Genomic DNA, 20,801 nt, shown 5'->3' with positions numbered 1-20,801 from the left:
CTCGCATTAAGCGAGGCTGGCGTTTTAGTTCGTCGTAATCAGTATGAAGTCGTACTTGTGTCTAAGAAGCCATTCTTCATTAAGATTCGTTAGAATTACAACCCGAGCTGGTTGAGCAAGTCATCGGCATCATCGTTTGATCCCGACGATTTAGATTCTTTCTCAGCCAACTGTTTACGTGTTGCCTCTAAAATGTCGTCTGGGTTTTCGTCTTCAGCAACTTCAAACTCTTCCAGTTGGATGAACTCAGTTTTATCCATTGCTAGTTCGAGATAGAAAATATTGTTGTTTTCGGTGGAGAACGTCACTCTGCGAGCTTGAGGGCGGTCAAGGTTGGTATCAACTTGTAAGATAACTTGCTTATTCAGCGCCAGCATTTTTGGTTGGTTTTGTGTGATGTTCGTTTGCAGGTCTTTACGAATTTTATTAGTGAAGTCTCCGACCAGTTGATTCATGAGTTCACCCAGAACATCGCCTACCTCGTCAGAAGTATGAGATATTGCCAGTTCTTCTTCTGGCATGCCCATATTACGCATGTAGTTGGTGTAGATCTCCAGTGCGGCTTTTGCCGTAAAATTAATCACAACTAGCCCGGTAAATCCGCCATCAAACAGAACAAAACAGCCAAAATCTGGTTTGAGGCTAGTCTTGTGGATTTTTTGCACCATTGCTGAATAATTTACTTGAGAAGATGTCGCCGAAGTAAGTACGCCAGAAACAGACTGGCAAAGTTTGAGAAGGATATCTTCAGTGGTCACAATTTTATTTTTTTTCATTCTGAAAACTCATCTAGAAACGCGATTCGTTCCCCAATGTAAGGCATCAAGCGTGAAAAAATAAAGCATAAGTTTAATTATTGTATCGAGATTCTGATTTGCTCGTCTTTTTAAATGTTGTAAAGTGACGAAATTCAAAGAATATTACTTCACTAACTCTTTTGTGGTGTTTTTTTTCGCTTAGCGCCAATTTGTATGAGAAGTGAGCAAATAATTACACAACCCGCAGCTGATCGGATCAGCGTCGTAGGGGCAGGAAGCAAATGTTACCAAGATTACACTCGCAAACTGATGTCGATCCTCTTGTTCTTAGTTTTCTGAAAGAGCTTGAGCACGCCGGATTCACTGGTGATATCGAAAGCCAATATTCAAGCCGACTAGCGGTTGCCACTGACAACAGTGTTTACCAGCAACTTCCTCAGTCTGTCGTTCATCCCAAAACGACAGAAGATGTTTCTCTCCTCGGGAAACTGAGCAATAAAGAAAAGTACGAACGAATTACCTTTTCACCTCGTGGTGGTGGCACAGGGACCAATGGTCAGTCGCTAACCAAAGGTATTGTGGTGGATATGTCTCGCCACATGAACAAAGTGCTTGAGATTAATGAGAAAGAAGGCTGGGTTCGTGTACAAACTGGTGTAGTGAAAGACCAGTTAAATGACGCTGTTCGCCCTTATGGCTACTTCTTCTCTCCAGACTTATCTACCAGTAACCGTGCAACGATTGGCGGCATGGTCAACACCGATGCTTCTGGTCAAGGTTCTCTGAAATACGGAAAAACATCCGATCATGTTTTGTCGCTACAAGCGGTGTTTGCTGATGGCTCAGTTTTAGAATCAGACCTGTCCAACGGCTACCCAAAAGAAGACGAGTTTGCTGCCAAGGCGCTACGTGTAACGGAATCCGTATGTCGTGAAAAACGCCAGCAGATCGTAGATAAGTTTCCTCCTCTTAACCGCTTTTTAACGGGCTACGATTTAAAAAATGCCTTGAATGAAGACGGTGACCGTTTCGATATCACACGAGTACTGTGCGGCGCTGAAGGTTCATTGGCATTTATTACCGAAGCAAAGCTTAACCTGACGCCAATTCCGAAAGCGCGCACTTTGGTTAACGTTAAATACAACAGCTTTGACTCTGCGCTGCGTAATGCACCGTTGATGGTCGAAGCGAAAGCGCTATCTGTAGAAACCGTTGACTCGAAAGTGCTTAATCTCGCGAAGCAAGATATCGTTTGGCACACCGTGAGCGATTTACTTACCGATGTTCCAAATAAAGAGATGCTTGGCATCAATATGGTGGAATACGCAGGTCAGGACGAAGAGGAAGTTGCTGCTCAGGTTGCAGCATTGACCGCCAAGCTCGATACCATGTTGGAAACAGAAGAAGCGGGCATTATCGGCTACCAAGTTTGTAACGATGTAGCTAGCATTGGGCGTATTTACAACATGCGTAAAAAAGCGGTGGGTTTGTTAGGCGCAGCAAAAGGTCGTGCTAAACCGGTCGCATTCGCTGAAGATACCTGTGTGCCACCAGAAAACCTGGCGGACTTCATTGTAGAGTTTCGAGAACTGTTAGACAGCAAGTCTCTGAATTACGGCATGTTTGGTCACGTCGATGCTGGGGTGCTTCACGTACGTCCTGCGTTGGATTTGTGTGACCCGCACCAAGAAGCATTGATGCACGAAGTTTCTGATGAAGTGGTCAAGCTGGTGGCGAAATACGGCGGTTTGATGTGGGGTGAACACGGCAAAGGTTTCCGTTCAGAATATGGCCCTGAGTTTTTCGGCGACGAGTTGTTTACTGAACTGAGACGTGTGAAAGCGGCATTCGATCCACACAACAAAATGAACCCGGGCAAAATCTGTACACCGCTGGATAGTGATGCAGAGCTTGTCAAAGTTACCGATACCAAACGTGGTTACTATGACCGTCAGATTGACGTTCAAGTACGTGACAGCTTTAAACAAGCGATGGAATGTAACGGTAACGGTTTGTGTTTTAACTATGATACCAGCTCGCCAATGTGTCCATCGATGAAAGTAACAGCCGATCGTCGTCATTCACCGAAAGGTCGTGCGGGTTTGGTTCGCGAGTGGTTGCGTCAGCTTACTGAGCAAGGCATTGATATTCTTGACTTAGAAAAGCAAACACTAGAAAACAAAACATCAATCAAAACCATGATTGACCGCGTACGTCATGCTATCAATCGTCGTCACGAGTATGACTTCTCTCACGAAGTGTATGAAGCGATGAATGGTTGTTTGGCGTGTAAAGCGTGTGCGAGTCAGTGTCCGATTAAAGTCGATGTTCCGAGCTTTCGCTCACGCTTTTTAAACATCTATCACTCTCGTTATCAACGTCCTGCAAAAGACTATCTGGTTGCGAACATTGAGACTATGCTGCCGATGATGGCAAAAGCGCCAGGTGTCGTAAATGGTGTTTTGAAGCAGTCGTGGGTGAAAAGTTTAACGGCATCTACGGTCGGGTATGTCGATGCGCCGTTGTTATCAGTACCCACCTTGAAACAACGAGTAGAGTCGCTGACAACGCCTTATGATCTGCAAGCGCTCAGTGGTTTGTCTTCGTCTGAAAAGAGCAAGCATGTTTTAATTGTTCAAGACCCATTCACTAGCTACTACGACGCTGATGTCGTTGAAGACTTCGTTAAGTTATTGAAAAAGCTGGGTATGCATCCGGTACTTCTGCCGTTTAAGCCGAATGGTAAAGCACAACACATTAAAGGTTTTTTACGTCAGTTTAAGGACACAGCAGCCGACACAGCGAAGTTCTTGGCGATGGTAGCGGATTTGGATATCCCATTAGTTGGCGTCGATCCTGCTTTGGTGCTGTGTTATCGAGATGAATACGCTGAAGTGCTTGGCAGTAAGCGAGGTAATTTCGATGTACTAACAGCCCACGAATGGCTTTACCCAAGACTAGAAGCGTTTGAAAGCGGAGAGCATAAGGCGCAGGAACCTTGGTATCTGTTTGCGCACTGTACTGAAAAAACCAAAATGCCAAATGCGGAAAAAGAGTGGGGCGCTATTTTTGCTCACTTTGGTGCAGTTTTGAATACGGTACCTGTTGGTTGTTGTGGTATGGCGGGTACGTTTGGTCATGAGGTTGATAAGTTGTCGATGTCGAAAGACATCTACAATTTAAGCTGGAAGCCAAGCTTAGATAAGTTGGATAGCGAGAGATGTTTGATTACAGGCTATTCTTGCCGCAGCCAAGTGAAACGCTTTGAAGGAACGAAGCCCAAGCATCCCGTTCAGGCATTGTTAACTTTGTTGTAATCGGACTAAATCAAGCCCAGTTTTACTGGGCTTTTTAGAAACCGTACTTAGACCCTTTCAAAGGATATGAATCTTGAGAAAACTTGAACTCAAAGTCCCACCTGTTGCGGTGTTTTTGTTAGTCATACTTTTGATGTACGGACTTAAAGTTTTGACGCCGAGCATGAACATTCGAGTACCCTTTGTTGAATTTGTAGTAGGTGTATTAACTTTGTTGTCTGGTTACATGGGCATTGCTGGTGTGTATGAATTTCGCAAAGTAAAAACCACAGTGAACCCAGTAAAACCTGAAGCGGCATCTTCTGTTGTAAGAACTGGTGTGTTTGCCTTTTCACGCAACCCTATGTACACGGCATTATTGCTTCTAATCATAGCAACTGGTTTGTGGTGGCAGCACTTGAGTGTGGTGCTTTGTGGCGTGATATTTGTCAGTTATATGAATCGGTTTCAAATCAAGCCTGAGGAACGCGTTTTAGAGCGATTGTTTGGTGAAGAGTATGTGGATTATAAAAACCATGTTCGTCGTTGGCTCTAAGCATTGCGTTTAGTTTTGTTTGGATGAGACATAAAAAGAAAGCCCAACGGTCGACGTTGGGCTTTCTTTTAGTAAACACGTTTTTTGTGCGCTTCTGATAGGGCAGTCGACTAGGCTGCCTTAACGAACTTTGCTAGGAATGCATCCTTACGTTCATTAAAGCGGCGTACAAGGTCGTCAACCGCTTCTTGGTCATATGGCTTCAAGCCACTTGCAACCATGCGCTTAATACCTTTACCAACGACTTCACCGTCTTCTTTGAACGCAAAGTTTAAGGTGACTACACCTCGTTTTCCTTCTACGTCGAATGTTGCGCCAGTGAAATCAACCTCTGGATGCGTAAGGTCTAAGCGTGAAAATTCGACTTCCATGCTTTCATAAATAACTAATGGACGCTGGCAGTTGATCATCATTTGCTTCTCTTCCATAAGAGGAACCATGATGTGAGGGAAGTTCATACCAGAAAATTGCACGTAATTTGTCACTACATGCTCAATAAATGCCGGATCGTGGTTAGTTTCACCTTCACGGGACATGTGTAAGTATTCTTTACCTGCCTCGTCAACAACAGCGCTTTCTTTGTCACACTTATTTTCAATATGAAGTGCTACACCATCGTTTACCATGCCAGAGAAGTTAAAACGCATCTTTTGGCTAACGCCTTCTTTACTAAGAAGCACAGCGAAAAGTAAATCTCCAGGGACACAAAAGCGTTTGTTGTCTTCATCATGAATTGGGTTGTAGTCACCTGCGACACGTTTTGCAAAGTGGCTTGCTTGTTCGCGAGTGAACTGAAACTGGTGATTAGTGTTTGAAAAATAAGGTGTTAGAAACATAATTTTTACGTAGTAACCAAAACTGTGTGGGATTATATGCGAATATCTGCGTAGCAATGGTCCATCCAGTGAAAACTTCACCGTATCCTAACAATAAGACACTATTTCGGCGGATAAACCGTTAAAAACGCATACTTTAGCAACGCTTTTATTTGTGAAAACAATAAACAACGACCTTTTCGCTCGCCTATCTTTTAAAGTATAGCCATCAAAGTAGACAGGCGTTCATAAATAGTGCCATCAACATGTTTAATCGTATGTAAAAAGGCTCCACGCTGAACGTAGAGCCTTCAAGTCATTATCTGTTTATTCGATGAAATGCCAGTTATGCTTGGTTATTGAACACTTGGTAACAAGCTCTCTGGCATGAGCGTGTTGTGAATAGCCAGCTTAAGCAGAGTATTTGCCTGTTCAATGTCTGGAGCAAAGTAGCGATCTTTATCGTAGAACGATACTTTTTCACGCAACATTTGTTTCGCAATCTCAATACGCTCAGAGGACTTGTTTGGCGCTCTAAAGTCTAGGCCTTGTGCTGCTGAGAGGTATTCGACAGCCAGAATACCGCGAGTGTTTTCGCCCATTTCTTTCAATCTGCGAGCCGCGAATGTTGCCATTGAGACGTGATCTTCTTGGTTTGCAGATGTTGGCAAGCTGTCTACTGACGCTGGGTGAGCGAGCGTTTTGTTTTCACTTGCTAACGCAGCAGAGGTCACCTGAGCGATCATGAAACCAGAGTTCACACCACCATTGTCGACTAAGAACGGTGGCAGTTTTGATAGCGCGCTATCGATAAGTAATGCCATACGACGTTCAGACAAGCTGCCGATCTCGGCAATCGCAAGTGCTAGGTTGTCGGCTGCCATTGCAACAGGCTCCGCGTGGAAGTTACCGCCAGAGATGATGTCACCATCTTCAGCAAACACCAACGGATTATCTGATACGGAGTTCGCTTCTACTTGTAATACTTCCGCCGCATTGCGGATTTGCTGTAAACACGCACCCATCACTTGAGGCTGACAGCGCAAAGAATACGGGTCTTGTACTTTTTCACAGTTAGTGTGCGAATCACCTATTTCACTCGATGTGTCTAACAAATGACGGTATGCGAGTGCTGCGTCCATTTGGCTGCGATGACCACGTACACGGTGAATGCGCGGATCGAATGGACGTCGGCTGCCGAGAGCGGCTTCAACAGACATTGCACCACAAACGGTTGCTGACGCGAAAAGGTCTTCCGCGATAAACAGGCCTTCCAATGCGAACGCTGTGGATGCCTGAGTCCCATTTAGTAGCGCTAAGCCTTCTTTTGGCGCCAGAGTGATAGGCTCTAGACCTGCGATTTTTAATGCTTCTTGCCCGGAAATGATATTACCGTTGTGGCGAGCTTGCCCTTCTCCCAGTAATACTGTGCTCATATGGGCTAGAGGAGCTAAGTCACCTGATGCGCCAACAGAGCCCTTTTTAGGTACGCAAGGGTAAACTTGTGCGTTGACTAGGTCGGTCAGCATATTAATGACTTTTAGGCGAATCCCAGAAAAGCCACGAGACAGACTATTGATTTTTAATACCATCATCAGACGAACCGTTTCATCTGACATAAACTCACCGATACCTGCCGCATGAGAAAGAACGATACTGCGTTGCAGTGTTTCTAAATCTTCTGGTGCTATTCGTGTGTTAGCCAATAGCCCAAAACCAGTGTTAATTCCGTAAACCGTTCGATCTTCCGCGATGACTCGGTCTACGACCTGTGTGCTTTCTTCAATGGCCGGAATGGCTTCAGGACCCAAAGTAAGGTTGACTGGTGAACGGCTCACTTGGCGTAGTTCGTTTAAGCTAATATGACCCGGCTTTAGCGTTAAATTTAACATCTCTTTCATCCTTACTTGAGCTTCTTCAGTTCTTCGTTGAGCATTGGCAAATCTAGCCCTTGCTCTGCTGCACATTGTTTAGCGATATCGTATCCCGCATCAGCATGACGCATCACGCCTGTTGCTGGGTCGTTATGCAGCACGCGGGCAATACGTTGTGAGGCATCTTCACTGCCGTCACAGCAGATAACCATACCTGAGTGTTGCGAGAAGCCCATACCTACGCCACCACCGTGGTGCAGTGAAACCCAAGTTGCGCCGCCCGCCGTGTTGAGTAGCGCGTTTAATAATGGCCAGTCTGATACGGCGTCAGAACCGTCCATCATACCTTCGGTTTCACGGTTCGGGCTTGCTACAGAGCCAGAGTCTAAGTGGTCTCGACCAATGACAACGGGCGCCTTAAGTTCGCCATTTTTCACCATTTCGTTGAATGCTTGACCAAGACGCTCACGATCTTTAAGACCAACCCAGCAAATACGCGCAGGTAAACCTTGGAACTGGATGCGTTCGCGAGCCATATCTAGCCAGTTATGTAAGTGCGGATTATCTGGAATTAGCTCTTTTACTTTTTGGTCGGTTTTATAAATGTCCTCAGGATCGCCAGAGAGAGCAGCCCAACGGAAAGGACCGATACCTTCACAGAATAGAGGACGAATGTAGGCTGGAACGAAACCAGGGAAATCAAACGCGTTTTCTACGCCTTCTTCCAAGGCCATCTGGCGGATGTTGTTACCGTAGTCGAGTGTTGCGGCGCCGCGATTTTGCAGCTCTAACATCGCTTGAACTTGCACAGCCATGGATTTTTTCGCTGCTTTTACGACCATTGCTTCATCTTGCAAACGCATTTCTGCTGCGTGAGACATGCTCCAGCCTTGTGGTAAATAGCCATTGAGCGGGTCGTGTGCAGACGTTTGGTCTGTTACGACATCAGGCGTGATATTACGTTCTACCAGCTCAGAGAAAACGTCTGCTGCATTACCTAGTAGACCAACCGATACTGGTGTGTCTGACTCTTTAATGATAGCTAGCGCTTCATCTAAAGAAGTCGCTTTCTTATCGACATAGCCTGTACGTAGGCGGTAATCGATACGTGATTCATCACACTCTACTGCAATCATGGAGAAGCCCGCCATTGTACCAGCGAGAGGTTGAGCACCACCCATGCCACCAAGACCACCCGTTAGAATCCAACGGCCATTTGCGTCACCGTCAAAGTGTTTTTTTGCAACAGATACGAACGTTTCGTATGTGCCTTGTACGATACCTTGCGAGCCAATGTATATCCAGCTGCCAGCGGTCATTTGGCCGTACATCATCAAGCCTTGTTTATCGAGCTCGTTGAAGTGTTCCCAGTTTGCCCAATGCGGAACAAGGTTTGAGTTTGCGATAAGCACGCGTGGGGCATTTTTATGAGTAGGGAAAACACCAACAGGCTTGCCTGATTGAACTAAAAGCGTTTGGTCATCTTCGAGTCTTTCAAGTACTTCAACAATCTTGTCGTAACATTCCCAGTTTCGCGCTGCTCGGCCAATGCCGCCATATACAACCAGTGAATGTGGATGTTCTGCAACATCAGGATCAAGGTTGTTCATCAGCATACGAAGAGGGGCTTCGGTTAGCCAAGATTTTGCGCGCAGTTTATCTCCGTGAGGTGCACGAATTGTTCTGCTTGTATCAAGTCGTGGATCTTGTCCCTGGCGCTGTGTCATTTCAGACTCCTTTAGTTTCTCGTGATGACCAAGTACTTGCTTGGTCGTAATAATCAGTGGCATCTGGGATGCATTATGGTTTGTGCTGTTTTTCCGCCATTGCGTTGGCGATATCCCAACACAAACGGGCAGCTAATCGTGCTGTTTGACTATCGACGTCATAATTTGGGTTGTATTCGGCGATATCAGCCAGCATTAACTTATTTTTGTAATGAAGAATTCGATCTAAAAAGGGGGCAATTGTGTCGTAACTCACTCCCCGAGCTGCTGGTGCGCTGACTCCAGGTGCGGTTGCAGCAGGGAATACATCCAGATCAATAGTCAAATAGAGGTAGTCACAGTCGTCAATAAAATGCTGAAGCTGAGTTAAGTGATAACTGTGGTTTAAGTAGCAGAGCTGATTGTCCTCTACATACCAAACATTTAACGCATCTGCTTTTTCAAATAGCGCTTTAGTGTTGCTACTACGGCTTACACCAATACAAGCGTAATGAAAGTCCCAATCGTTACGTTGACAAAAATGATGAATTTGGTTGAAGGGTGTACCAGAGCTCGGTCTTATGTCGGCGAGGTTACTCTCAAATGCGCGCAAATCGAAATGCGCATCGAAATTGATAATGCCGATTTTAGGTTTCTTCTCTGGATAGCGCTCTTTAAAGTACCCCGCTAAGCCGGAAAAGGAGGCCCACGCAATCTCATGCCCACCACCCAGCACGATGACTGGCGTGTGGGGCAGTGCGCTTGAAATGGTTGCTGCACATAGAGCTTGGCTCTCTTCCAGTAAGTCGTCTTCACACACCACAGTACCTAAGTCATATAGTGGGGCGTCTTGGTGCCATGCTAAATTAGCGAGTGCTCGTCGGATTAAGTCTGGCGCTTTTTTCGCGCCAATGCGTCCTTTGTTTCTCGCAACGCCAGCGTCGGTAGCAAAACCGAGTAATGAGACGCCATGCGCAACGGCACTCAACTCATCTGCTTTTTGGCGTTGAACAACGTGATGAATTCGCTGACCAAGCTTGCCGTCCTCGGCATCATGACGGCCTTGCCAATGAAATAGGGGAGAATGTAGGTCGAATTGAGACATATTATTGGCCTCCGTGTGAAATGTATTCACCATTTACTATACGACCTACCAGACGTTTTGCTCCGACTTGATAGCTTAAATCCGCAGGGCTTTCGATATCCCATATAGAGAAGTCCGCATCAAACCCTACTTTGATTTCGCCACGTGAGTTTTGATAACCCAGAGCTTTGGCTGCATGTTGCGTTACACCACGCAGTGCTTCTTGCGGTGTAAGGCGAAATAGTGTGCACGCCATATTCAGCATGAGTGTGAGATCAGAAAATGGTGATGTACCTGGGTTGACGTCCGTAGCAATTGCCATCGGCACGTTATGCTCTCTCAACAACTCAATCGGTGGTAACTGAGTTTCTCTTAGAAAATAAAAAGCGCCAGGCAATAGAGTGGCGACGGTGTTTGATCGAGCAAGTGCTTTAACACCTTGCTCATCTAAAAACTCGATGTGATCCGCTGACAGACCGTTGTATTGCGCAGTGAGGGCTGTACCACCGAGATTAGAAAGTTGCTCAGTATGCCCTTTAACCTTTAAGCCGTGGCGTTTTGCAGCTACAAACACTTTTTCTGTTTGTTCAAGATTGAAACCAATCGATTCACAAAAAACATCGACACTCGTAGCTAATTCTTCCTTTGCGACAACAGGGATTATGTCCTGACAAATGTGCTCAATATAATCATCTGCACGACCCTGGAACTCTGGCGGAATGGCGTGAGCGGCGAGAAGTGTAGTGGTGATTTTAACTTTGCGCTCTTGTTCCAGCATTTTGGCTGCACGGAGCATTTTTACTTCATCATTCAGTGTCAATCCGTAGCCTGACTTCACTTCGACAGAAGTGACGCCGCTCGCGAGTAGCCCGTCTAAACGTGGCAACGCTAACTCAACTAATTGCGCTTCGGTTGCTGAACGCGTCGCATGCACCGTTGAAAGTATTCCACCGCCTTGTTTGGAAATTTCTTGATATGGCACGCCGTTTAAGCGCATTTCAAATTCGTTGGCACGATTGCCCGCGTAAATAAGATGAGTGTGGCAGTCGATCAAACCTGGCAGAACTAACTTGCCTTGAAGGTCGATACTCTGAGGGTAATGTTGGGCAGACAGCAGAGACTCGGTTTGCGGTGCGTCTTCACCAATGGCACAAGTACTGATCGCAACGATTTTTCCAGATTGAATACCAATGCGCGCTGGAGGCGTTGGAAGGTATCCGCATTCTCCCGATTGCATGGTAACTAGACGTGCGTTTTCAATCAGCAAATCCATGTTTGTGTCCCTGTGTTTATTTGTATCATTAAATGTATATACAAATAAATAGAGCAAAATAAGAACACTGACAAGATTGATGTTGCTAAAATGTGATCAAAACGTAGAACTAGAGGATAAATCTTGTCCTTAAATGAGCACTTTTGAGCTCAGCTTATATTTGTTACCAGGGTGATAAAGTAGGGCGGTACTGACTAACTTATCTTGGCTCCACGTTCTGCGATTCAAGAGAAGGCAAGGTTCATTGGCTTGCATTTTTAAGTCTTGCTTAATACGGCTTTCAGGCACAATTGCCTCTACAGTATGTTCTATCGCGCTGAGTGGGCAATTATCTGACAGGTATTGATTTGGAGTGATTTGTGTGAAGTCTTGATTTAAATAACTCGGGGCATATTGGCTATTCACCCAGCGGAGCTCCAATTGAATCGGCGTTTGGTCTTCATAGTGAATAATTTCACTGTAAAACACTGTCGTGCCTAGCATAACGCCGAGTTTTGTCGCAATGTTGTCATCTGCTTTTATGGCAATCTGTTTGAGCACTTTACTGCCATACTTTCGCCCTCTATCGCTGACTTCTTCGGCAATGTTTCGAATGTCTAGCAGGGGAGATTCTGACTTTTCACCAGGATCACACACGAACGTGCCTAAGCGTGGGCGACGTTGTAATCGGCCCTCATTTACTAAATCCCGAATTGCTTTGTTCACTGTCATTCTACTGACACCAAATTGCTCGGTAAGCTCAATCTCGGTGGCGATGCGATGACCAACTACCCACTCTCCAGCATCAATTTTATCCAGGATAAATTGTTTAATTTGAATGTAGAGTGGTGCAGACATAATGATCTCCCTTTATTTGACTATACAAATACTGCTTAATTTAGGTACAAATTGCAAACATTTCTCGACGAATGTACCGCTTAGTGACCGAGCAATCCTATTGCAGAGCTGAATGACTCTTGCTGCTGAGCATTATTTGGATTGATGATTGAATTCAAACATTTTCTTGTGGTCTATTGCTTGCACAGCAGAAAACAATTGTGTAAACAAACGATTATTAGAAGAAAAATCGCTAAAAAAGGAAAAGTATGTTTAAAAAATTGAAAGCATCACTGGGGATCGGCTCTGCAAAAGTAGATACTATTTTGGACGAAATGAGCGTGTTTCAAGGAGCGACGCTGAAAGGGCATGTTCATATCAAAGGCGGAGACGTCGAACAACAAATTGATGCTATTACGATTAAATTGAACACGGAAATGAAAGTCGAAGTGGATGATAGCGTAAGTTACCAAACCTTCACTATTGATCAATTGAAAGCAGTTGACCCTTTTGTGATTCAACCTAATGAAGAAAAGCAGGTTCCGTTTGAGCTAAAACTGCATGATGAAACACCAATTACTGCGGTTAGCGCACTTAAGAATCAATGTCATGTTTGGGTCGAGACGACGTTAGATATTGATTTTGCAATTGATCCGCGTGACCGTGACTATATTGAAGTGAAGCCTTTACCAGTAGCATCTCGGGTTATTCAAGCGATCGAGCAAGCTGGTTTCACTATGGTTAAAGCCGATGTTGAAAAAGGCTTTTTGCGCGGTGGCTCGTTTGCCTCTCGCTCTGGTATTTATCAAGAGCTAGAGTTCCGTAACAGCGGCTTTATCTCATCAAAAGAAATTGAGCTCTCTTTTATTCTGGAAGGGCAGGTCATGCATTGTTTGGCAGAGATTGACCGTTCGCTCAGCTTGGCTGGTGACCAATATCGCTCGTTTACGTTGCCGATCAATGCAACCGATGCTCAAGTCGCTGCCGCAGTTACACCAACGCTAAATCTATAGCTCTCATCAACTTGATGAAAATATGTACCGATATCCTATTGTGAAAGCGATATCGGTACTGTTATCCATGTTTCTTGCGTTCTCTACGGCTAAAAACTCAAGCGCTGAATTTTCCATTAGATATCGATAGCCCAATACCAGTTCATTAGAGGCATCAGCAAACTCTGTGGGCCCTTCTGTTGAGCCTTGATACCAATGATATTCCAACATCAGGTGATGGTTATCTTCTAAGGCATAACGGTACCCACCCGCAATGGCAATCGTATTATGTCGATAGGGCAGATCGAGCAAGGCACGGTCATCCGATCGAAAAGTCATGCCAATCATCGAATAAAATGCATGAGCATCACTTAAGTAGCTGTAGTTTAATTGGAAGCCTTGCTCGAAACTGCTACCTTGAAAAGTGCCGTGAGCCACATCGTTAAAATACAAACTGCCGCCAATCGATAGGCCGTGATGTTCATTTTGGAACACTTGATACTGTAAGTAAGTAGATAGGTTATTGGCCAGTGTTTGTCCTTCGAAATCATCTTCAAGCACATCATATTGCGGCATTGAAATGTAAAAACGATCTCTGTCTACTTTATCCCGCCCATTTTGTCCGATACCGAAAAGTTTATGGAAGCTTTTCGTCAGTCCATCTAAATGGTTGTCAGCGGCAAAGACCCATCGATAGTTGAGCTCCCACTGCCAACGGTTGCTGACTTGCCATTTGCTGCCTAATTCGATTTGATTGTGGTAATAATCCAGTGCGTATTCATCAGTATGAGCCCAAACACTTGCCACGGTTCCCGAACCATAGGCTTCGACAAAACCAGAGGGCAGACTGTGCCCTGAACGTAGTATGTTGGTGTGACTAACCACTTGCATTGGGGATTGTGCGTAAGAACGCAGCGGGCCATATAAGTCATTTGATGCGAAGGCTTGCAAAGAACATATCGAGGTGCTTAGAAGCACCATAAAGCGCGATTTGAAATAGACCATGATGAATACCTACATACAAACTACTCTATAAAACAACTATATACCTAAATCGCACGTTGAGCTCTCGCCAAGCGTGTTAGGCTTTGTATCGGTTCAAACGTAATAGGCGATATTGTAATTTGTTGTGTAAGTTCATTGAGGGGCAATTCCGTTTACAAGTTATGCGGTCTCTTAAAAAGCATGATCAGATTGCCGTGATGGGTCTGCGGTTAAGTTCTTATGACAAAACAAAATCGCGCTTTGCATTCTAAATGTGAGCTAGGTACAATCCCATTTTCGATAACGGTCCGGTATTCGTGTTACCGAGAGGCCTTTATTGACTCTCAACTATTTTCAACAAATAGCTTCTAATTTGAATAACATGTGTTGCTTGGTGTGCAACACCACTGTAAAGGACATAGCATGCCTATTATTACTCTTCCTGACGGCAGTCAGCGTCAATTTGACAACCCAGTATCTACTATGGAAGTTGCGCAATCGATCGGTCCCGGTCTTGCCAAAGCAACTATCGCTGGTCGTGTAAACGGTAACCGCGTTGATGCGTGTGACCTAATTGAAGAAGACGCAAGCCTTGAAATCATCACAGTTAAAGATGAAGTAGACGGTCTAGAAATCGTTCGTCACTCTTGTGCTCACCTTCTTGGTCACGCTCTTAAGCAGCTTTACCCTCAAGCTAAAATGGCGATCGGTCCAACCATCGACAATGGCTTCTACTACGATATCGACCTAGACGAATCTCTAACGCAAGAAGATCTTGAAAAGATTGAAAAGCGTATGAAAGAGCTAGCGAAAACCAAGTACGAAGTGGTTAAGAAAAAAGTAAGCTGGCAGGAAGCGCGTGATACGTTTGAATCACGTGGCGAACCATACAAAGTGGAAATCCTTGACGAAAACGTATCTCGTGATGATCGTCCAGGCCTTTACCACCATGAAGAATACATCGACATGTGTCGTGGTCCTCATGTTCCTAACATGAGCTTCTGTCAACACTTCACTTTGCTGAATGTTGCAGGTGCTTACTGGCGTGGTAACAGCGACAACAAAATGCTTCAACGTATCTACGGTACGGCTTTCCACGACAAGAAAGCACTGAAAGCGCACCTAACTCGCCTAGAAGAAGCGGCGAAGCGTGATCACCGTAAGATTGGTAAACAACTAGACCTATTCCACATGCAGCAAGAAGCACCGGGTATGGTGTTCTGGCATCACAATGGTTGGTCTATCTTCCGTGATCTAGAAGTATTCATCCGCGCTAAGCTAGATGAGTACGGTTACCAAGAAGTGAAAGGTCCACTTATGATGGACCGTGTTCTTTGGGAACGCTCAGGTCACTGGGATAAATACGCTGATGCAATGTTCACAACTTCTTCTGAGAACCGTGAATACGCAATTAAGCCAATGAACTGTCCAGGTCACGTACAGATCTTCAACCAAGGTCTAAAATCGTACCGCGACCTACCGCTACGTATGGCTGAGTTTGGCTCATGTCACCGTAACGAACCATCTGGTGCACTACACGGTATTATGCGTGTACGTGGCTTTACTCAGGATGACGCTCACATTTTCTGTACTGAGAGCCAAATCCAAGAAGAAGTAACAAACTGTATCAAGATGGTGTACGATACGTACCAAACATTTGGTTTCGACAACATCGTAGTGAAACTGTCTACTCGTCCAGAGAAACGTGTAGGTTCAGATGAAATCTGGGATCAATCTGAAGAAGCATTGAAGCAGTCTCTTGAATCGATGGACATTCCATACGAAATTCAAGAAGGCGAGGGTGCGTTCTACGGACCTAAGATTGAATTCACACTATACGATTGTTTAGACCGTGCGTGGCAGTGTGGTACTGTCCAGCTAGACTTCAACCTACCAGGTCGCCTAGGCGCTACTTATGTAGGTGAAAATAACGAACGTCTTGTACCGGTAATGATTCACCGTGCGATTCTAGGTTCACTAGAGCGCTTCATCGGTATCCTTATCGAAGAATATGCTGGTTTCTTCCCTACTTGGTTGGCGCCAGAACAAGCAGTTCTTATGAACATTACTGATAAACAGTCAGGTTATGTTCAAGAAATAGTACAAAAACTACAAAAAAGTGGAATTAGAGCTAAAGCGGACTTGAGAAATGAGAAGATTGGCTTTAAAATCCGCGAACATACTTTGAAGCGTGTACCGTATATGCTTGTTGTTGGTGACCAAGAAATGGAAGCTGGCGAAATTGCAGTGCGTACTCGTAAAGGTAAAGATCTTGGTAAATTTAAAGTGGATGATTTTATTGCATACATCCAAGACGAGATCTCTAGCCGTAAGCTCAATCTGGAGGAATAAGCTATTAAAGGCGGAAGACGTGGCCAACAGCCGGTAAAACAAAACCCGCACCGTATCAACGGTGAAATTCGTGGTATTCGTGAAGTTCGACTAACAGGCGCTGACGGTGAATCAGTTGGTGTTGTATCGATTCAAGAAGCCATTGCAGCTGCTGAAGAAGCTGGTATGGATCTCGTTGAGATCAGTCCTAACGCCGAGCCACCTGTTTGTCGTGTGATGGACTATGGTAAGTTCCTCTTCGAGAAGAGCAAAACTGCTAAAGAGCAGAAGAAGAAGCAAAAGCAGGTCCAGATCAAGGAAGTAAAATTCCGTCCTGGAACTGATATTGGAGACTATCAGGTAAAACTACGCAACCTGACGCGTTTCCTTGAAGAAGGCAACAAAGTGAAAGTAACAATTCGCTTCCGTGGCCGAGAGATGGCACACCAAGACATCGGTGTTGACGTTCTAAATCGTCTTAAGGAAGATACTGCAGAAATTGCTGTAGTTGAATCTTTCCCTAAGAAGATTGAAGGTCGCCAGATGATCATGGTGCTAGCCCCTAAAAAGAAGTAATTAACGGCTCATCAAGTAATTAAAACCTAGCCGCTTTCCTTTATATAAAGGCATATGGCTGGGTTTTGTTCGCCCTAATTACGTTGTTTATTAAACCTACTCAATGCGGAGTTATTCATCATGCCTAAGATGAAAACCAACAAAGGTGCTGCTAAGCGTTTTAAGAAAACTGCTGGTGGTATTAAGTACAAGCACGCTACAAAACGTCACATCCTGACTAAGCGTACTACTAAGAACAAGCGTCAACTACGTCCGAATGCAATCCTTCCAAAATGTGAAGTGGCTGCAGTAATCCGTATGTTGCCATACGCTTAATTCTTTTTAGTTATCAATCGTTTAGTTTAGGAGAAGCATAATGCCTCGCGTAAAACGTGGTGTACAAGCTCGTGCACGTCATAAGAAAGTTCTAAAACAAGCTAAAGGTTACTACGGTGCGCGTTCACGTGTTTACCGCGTAGCTTTCCAAGCAGTTACTAAAGCTGGTCAATACGCTTACCGTGACCGTCGCGCTAAGAAACGTCAATTCCGTCAACTATGGATTGCACGTATCAATGCGGCATCTCGTCAAAATGGTCTATCTTACAGCCGTTTCATCAACGGTCTTAAGAAAGCATCTATCGAGATCGACCGTAAGATCCTTGCGGACATCGCAGTATTCGACAAAGCTGCATTTGCAGTTCTAGTTGAAAAAGCGAAAGCTGCTCTTTAATTAGCAGTTTAGGATTAAGAGAAGGAGAGCATTAGCTCTCCTTTTTTATTGCTAAAATTTATACCCAAATGACTTTTAGCTTGGCTATAAATTTTTACGTTTATAAGGGATTAAAAAATGATCTACACAACGACCGAAAGCATTCCTGGCAAGCAGATCTCTGAAATCAGAGGGGTTGTAACTGGTAATGTTGTTCAATCAAAGCATATTGGCCGTGACCTCATGGCGGGTATCAAGAGCATTGTTGGCGGCGAAATTCGTGGTTACACGGAAATGATGACCGACGCGCGTGATATTGCTATACAGCGCATGGTGGCGGACGCTGAATCTAAAGGTGCCGATGCAATTGTAGGGATTCGATTTACCACAAGCTCAATCGTAGATGGTTCTTCGGAAATTTTGGCATTTGGTACTGCAGTGAAACTGGCGGACTAGTCTACTTGAATAGCATTGCAAAAATGCTAATAGAGAGCGGTGAATTATTATGCATTTACCGTTCTGTTCCTTTTAGGTTAATTATTCTAGATTTTTGTAGAGCGAATAGGTTTATATTCTCAACTTTACGTTACTATTAAAATTAATCACGATAATTTAGAGTGATTGCTTTACTTTTATTTTGCATATTATTTTATACCTATAATGAAATTGAATTCATATTGAATTTTTCATTTGTTGTGTGAATTCTCCTTTCAGTATATTAATTCATGTTTTTCTTATAAAAATATGAACTTATACCTTGCCAAGCGGTTCTAAATTGTTACAAATACTATACAGCTGTAACATTGCCAAAAGGAATTGTAGATGAGAGATCTGACTCCCGAATACTTGCTAGCCGCATTACGCCAAGCGATTAAAACAAAAGGGCTAACATATCGAGAGCTATCTGAGAAAATGGGTATGCCACTGTCTACCTTTAAGAGACATCTTACAAGCACGAATCTCGCTTTAGATAAGTTGCTGGAATATTGTAGAGCGGTTGATTGCACGTTAGATGAACTACAAAAGCTCGCAAATCAATTGCAAGGTGAAGACGAGGATTACTTTAGTCGTACGCAGGATGAGGTATTCTTTCAATTCCCTCACCTTTACGACTTTTATCGTGAATTGAGAATGCTACGAGGTAAAGATGGTTATTCTATTTTAAAGAAAAAGTATGACTTGTCTGAGCAGAGCATGTCTGATTACTTAAAAGCATTAGAGTTGTTGGATCTCGTTTACGTTGATGAAGATAAAAATATAACGCTGCACGGGCCTTTATATTATAGCTATGCAGAGAACTCCAAGCTCAACGACAAATATACAGAAATCATAAAAGAGCAGACGACTACCCACGATAAGTGTGTTCGCGTTGCTTTGGCGCGTATGAAAATTACCGAAGAACAGCTTTTGTTACTGGAAGAGCAAGTCGCAAAGACCGTCATCGATTTTCATTCCAAAAATGTTGTAGCAGAGAACTTTAATGTCTCTGATTTTACTAATATTGTTCTACTTGCTGGGCCACATCAGCCAGTCACATTCTCTGACGGCATTATTGAGACAGAGGGGCGATTTATTGATGATATTCGTTATGCCATCGCAGCTGCAGGTGATAAGCCAAGCCTATCGATATAGATTTTGAGCCTTTTTTGAAGAGAGTTTCTGAAAGGGCGTTGCAAAAGAAAAAGCCTAAGACAGCAAATACTTTGTAAGTAGGGCATTCAGCGGTGTTTGCTCTTAATTCAGACTTAAAGTGTTTTGGGCTTGTTTCGAATAATACCTGTTCAGCATCTACTTTCGTTATTTTTAACATGCTGATTTCCTTCGTTGTTCCTCCCAAAGCCTCTCTCGCTTCCTCTACAAAGAAACCATTCTCGTTGAACCAAGCATCCTGTAGCTACTTGGGTATGCATAATTGGTAGCTATTTATCTTCTAATTATAAATTCATACTTGAAATGTTTGTTTTTTGATCTATTATGACGAAGTGTCATTTATGACGGTTCGTCAACTTTAGTTGCGTTCCTGTATTAAAGAATCGTGTTACAATTATTGGGAGTGTGTTGGTATACGGATCAAAGGATTATGTTTAACTTTCGCTGTAAAAAATATAGCAAGCAAGACGGATGTCGTGTGTCTTCAGGGCTAACAAAAAAGCAACAGGCGATTGCTGATCGTGAGATAGAGCTTATTCAATTGGCTAAGTCTTTAGTTCAAGAGCAAGGCTTTGCCAACTTAACGATGGACAAGCTTACAGCGTCAAGCCCTTATTCTAAAGGGACGATCTACAATCATTTTTGCAGCAAAGAAGATGTGATTCTTGCGCTTTGTATTCATTCGCTGAAAAGCGAAGCAATATTTTTCGAACGTACCGCCAAATTTAATGGCAATACCAGAGAAAAAATCATTGCGATGCATGTAGGTTATCGTATTTACGCTCGTATGGAGCCAGTACTATCAACTTGTGCGATTGTTGCAAAGACGCCTTGGGTTCTAGAAAAGGCTTCGCCTAAACGTGTGAATGAACTGAATAACTTGGAAGAACAAGTAATAGATGGTGCTGATGCGCTGGTGAACAATGCGGTAGAATGTGGTGATCTTAAGTTTTCTCCCGCAATTGGTTCTGATGCTATTGTATTCGCCAACTGGTCTATTGCATTCGGTTCAAACGCTTTGGCGCAAAATGCATCGAACAGTCGATGTATTCAGCGAATTCAAGACCCATTCTCAGTACTGCACAACGCGAATATGTTACTTGATGGTTTAGGTTGGTCGCCTTTATCTACAGAATGGGACTACCGTAAAACCTGGCGTCGAGTGGAGCAGGAGTTATTTAGTGAAGAGCTTGCTTATTTAGAGTCAGTGAATCGCTGATAAACTGGAAAGGCCAATCTGACGTTATGGTTGGCTTTTTTATCGCACTATTGTGACGAATCGTCATTAAATCTCGAAGGTTGGCGTTCAGCCAATGATCACGAGAAGCATAGGAAGTTACTAAAAACTAACTTATGTAGCCAAATTCATTCGATCTAAAGTTTGCATGTCGAGTTTGTCTGG

The 20,801-nt window shown here is 44.0% G+C and carries 18 protein-coding genes; 10 read left to right on the top strand and 8 right to left on the bottom strand.

Annotation, left to right across the window (positions count from 1 at the left end; genetic code table 11):
* Positions 1–95: 95 nt before the first annotated feature.
* Complete coding sequence (locus NL626_RS01700) at positions 96–776, bottom strand: DUF3334 family protein (protein WP_005388843.1); 681 nt, start codon at positions 774–776, stop codon at positions 96–98.
* A gap of 263 nt (positions 777–1,039) precedes the next feature.
* Here NL626_RS01700 and NL626_RS01695 point away from each other — a divergent pair, with 263 nt between their 5' ends.
* A complete protein-coding gene (locus NL626_RS01695; RefSeq protein ID WP_253656930.1) occupies positions 1,040–4,075 on the top strand; it encodes an FAD-binding and (Fe-S)-binding domain-containing protein in 3,036 nt (1,011 codons plus the stop codon).
* A gap of 73 nt (positions 4,076–4,148) precedes the next feature.
* Positions 4,149–4,610, top strand: coding sequence for an isoprenylcysteine carboxylmethyltransferase family protein (locus NL626_RS01690; RefSeq protein WP_033905135.1), 462 nt, complete (start codon positions 4,149–4,151; stop codon positions 4,608–4,610).
* A gap of 110 nt (positions 4,611–4,720) precedes the next feature.
* Here NL626_RS01690 and NL626_RS01685 read toward each other — a convergent pair whose 3' ends face one another.
* From NL626_RS01685 to hutC, 6 genes are all read right to left on the bottom strand, one after another.
* Positions 4,721–5,446 carry a DUF3581 domain-containing protein gene (locus tag NL626_RS01685; protein ID WP_017821813.1) on the bottom strand — a complete coding sequence of 242 codons (726 nt, stop codon included), beginning with the start codon at positions 5,444–5,446 and terminating at the stop codon, positions 4,721–4,723.
* Positions 5,447–5,781: 335 nt separating this feature from the next.
* The gene (gene hutH, locus NL626_RS01680) at positions 5,782–7,317 is read right to left on the bottom strand and encodes a histidine ammonia-lyase (protein ID WP_025766831.1); all 1,536 of its coding nucleotides are present in this window, start codon (positions 7,315–7,317) and stop codon (positions 5,782–5,784) included.
* Between the two features lie 11 nt (positions 7,318–7,328).
* Positions 7,329–9,026 (bottom strand): urocanate hydratase, encoded by a 1,698-nt coding sequence (gene hutU / locus NL626_RS01675; RefSeq protein ID WP_025998636.1) that lies wholly within the window; start codon positions 9,024–9,026, stop codon positions 7,329–7,331.
* Positions 9,027–9,099: 73 nt separating this feature from the next.
* Positions 9,100–10,110 (bottom strand): formimidoylglutamase, encoded by a 1,011-nt coding sequence (gene hutG, locus NL626_RS01670; protein ID WP_253656929.1) that lies wholly within the window; start codon positions 10,108–10,110, stop codon positions 9,100–9,102.
* Between the two features lies 1 nt (position 10,111).
* Positions 10,112–11,362 (bottom strand): imidazolonepropionase, encoded by a 1,251-nt coding sequence (gene hutI / locus NL626_RS01665; RefSeq protein ID WP_054577915.1) that lies wholly within the window; start codon positions 11,360–11,362, stop codon positions 10,112–10,114.
* Between the two features lie 129 nt (positions 11,363–11,491).
* The gene (gene hutC, locus NL626_RS01660; RefSeq protein ID WP_005385493.1) at positions 11,492–12,199 is read right to left on the bottom strand and encodes a histidine utilization repressor; all 708 of its coding nucleotides are present in this window, start codon (positions 12,197–12,199) and stop codon (positions 11,492–11,494) included.
* A gap of 248 nt (positions 12,200–12,447) precedes the next feature.
* On the opposite strand from hutC, the gene NL626_RS01655 reads away from it, so the two are divergent.
* Positions 12,448–13,191 carry a sporulation protein gene (locus NL626_RS01655; RefSeq protein ID WP_005377943.1) on the top strand — a complete coding sequence of 248 codons (744 nt, stop codon included), beginning with the start codon at positions 12,448–12,450 and terminating at the stop codon, positions 13,189–13,191.
* Between the two features lie 6 nt (positions 13,192–13,197).
* Here NL626_RS01655 and NL626_RS01650 read toward each other — a convergent pair whose 3' ends face one another.
* Positions 13,198–14,175: a DUF3187 family protein gene (locus NL626_RS01650; protein WP_005377942.1), complete on the bottom strand. Its 978-nt coding sequence runs from the start codon at positions 14,173–14,175 to the stop codon at positions 13,198–13,200.
* A 402-nt stretch (positions 14,176–14,577) separates the two neighbouring features.
* On the opposite strand from NL626_RS01650, the gene thrS reads away from it, so the two are divergent.
* From thrS to NL626_RS01615, 7 genes are all read left to right on the top strand, one after another.
* The gene (thrS, locus tag NL626_RS01645) at positions 14,578–16,506 is read left to right on the top strand and encodes a threonine--tRNA ligase (protein ID WP_005395892.1); all 1,929 of its coding nucleotides are present in this window, start codon (positions 14,578–14,580) and stop codon (positions 16,504–16,506) included.
* Positions 16,507–16,509: 3 nt separating this feature from the next.
* On the top strand, positions 16,510–17,061 hold the full coding sequence (gene infC, locus NL626_RS01640; RefSeq protein WP_080276913.1) for a translation initiation factor IF-3: 552 nt from the start codon (positions 16,510–16,512) through the stop codon (positions 17,059–17,061).
* Positions 17,062–17,181: 120 nt separating this feature from the next.
* Entirely contained in the window at positions 17,182–17,376 is a 195-nt protein-coding gene (gene rpmI / locus NL626_RS01635) for a 50S ribosomal protein L35 (RefSeq protein ID WP_005377932.1), read from the top strand.
* Between the two features lie 40 nt (positions 17,377–17,416).
* Complete coding sequence (gene rplT / locus NL626_RS01630; protein WP_004727974.1) at positions 17,417–17,770, top strand: 50S ribosomal protein L20; 354 nt, start codon at positions 17,417–17,419, stop codon at positions 17,768–17,770.
* Between the two features lie 117 nt (positions 17,771–17,887).
* Positions 17,888–18,205 (top strand): heavy metal-binding domain-containing protein, encoded by a 318-nt coding sequence (locus NL626_RS01625; RefSeq protein ID WP_005377919.1) that lies wholly within the window; start codon positions 17,888–17,890, stop codon positions 18,203–18,205.
* 366 nt (positions 18,206–18,571) lie between these two features.
* The gene (locus NL626_RS01620) at positions 18,572–19,381 is read left to right on the top strand and encodes a helix-turn-helix domain-containing protein (RefSeq protein ID WP_253656928.1); all 810 of its coding nucleotides are present in this window, start codon (positions 18,572–18,574) and stop codon (positions 19,379–19,381) included.
* Positions 19,382–19,829: 448 nt separating this feature from the next.
* Positions 19,830–20,618, top strand: coding sequence for a TetR/AcrR family transcriptional regulator (locus NL626_RS01615; protein ID WP_005377913.1), 789 nt, complete (start codon positions 19,830–19,832; stop codon positions 20,616–20,618).
* Positions 20,619–20,801 lie beyond the last annotated feature (183 nt).

The organism is Vibrio sp. Y58_MX_L22, assembly GCF_024181865.1.
GTDB classification, from domain to species: Bacteria; Pseudomonadota; Gammaproteobacteria; order Enterobacterales; family Vibrionaceae; genus Vibrio; species Vibrio alginolyticus.
Note: the sequence above shows the minus strand (reverse complement) of the source record. Positions and strands in the feature narration are given on the sequence as shown.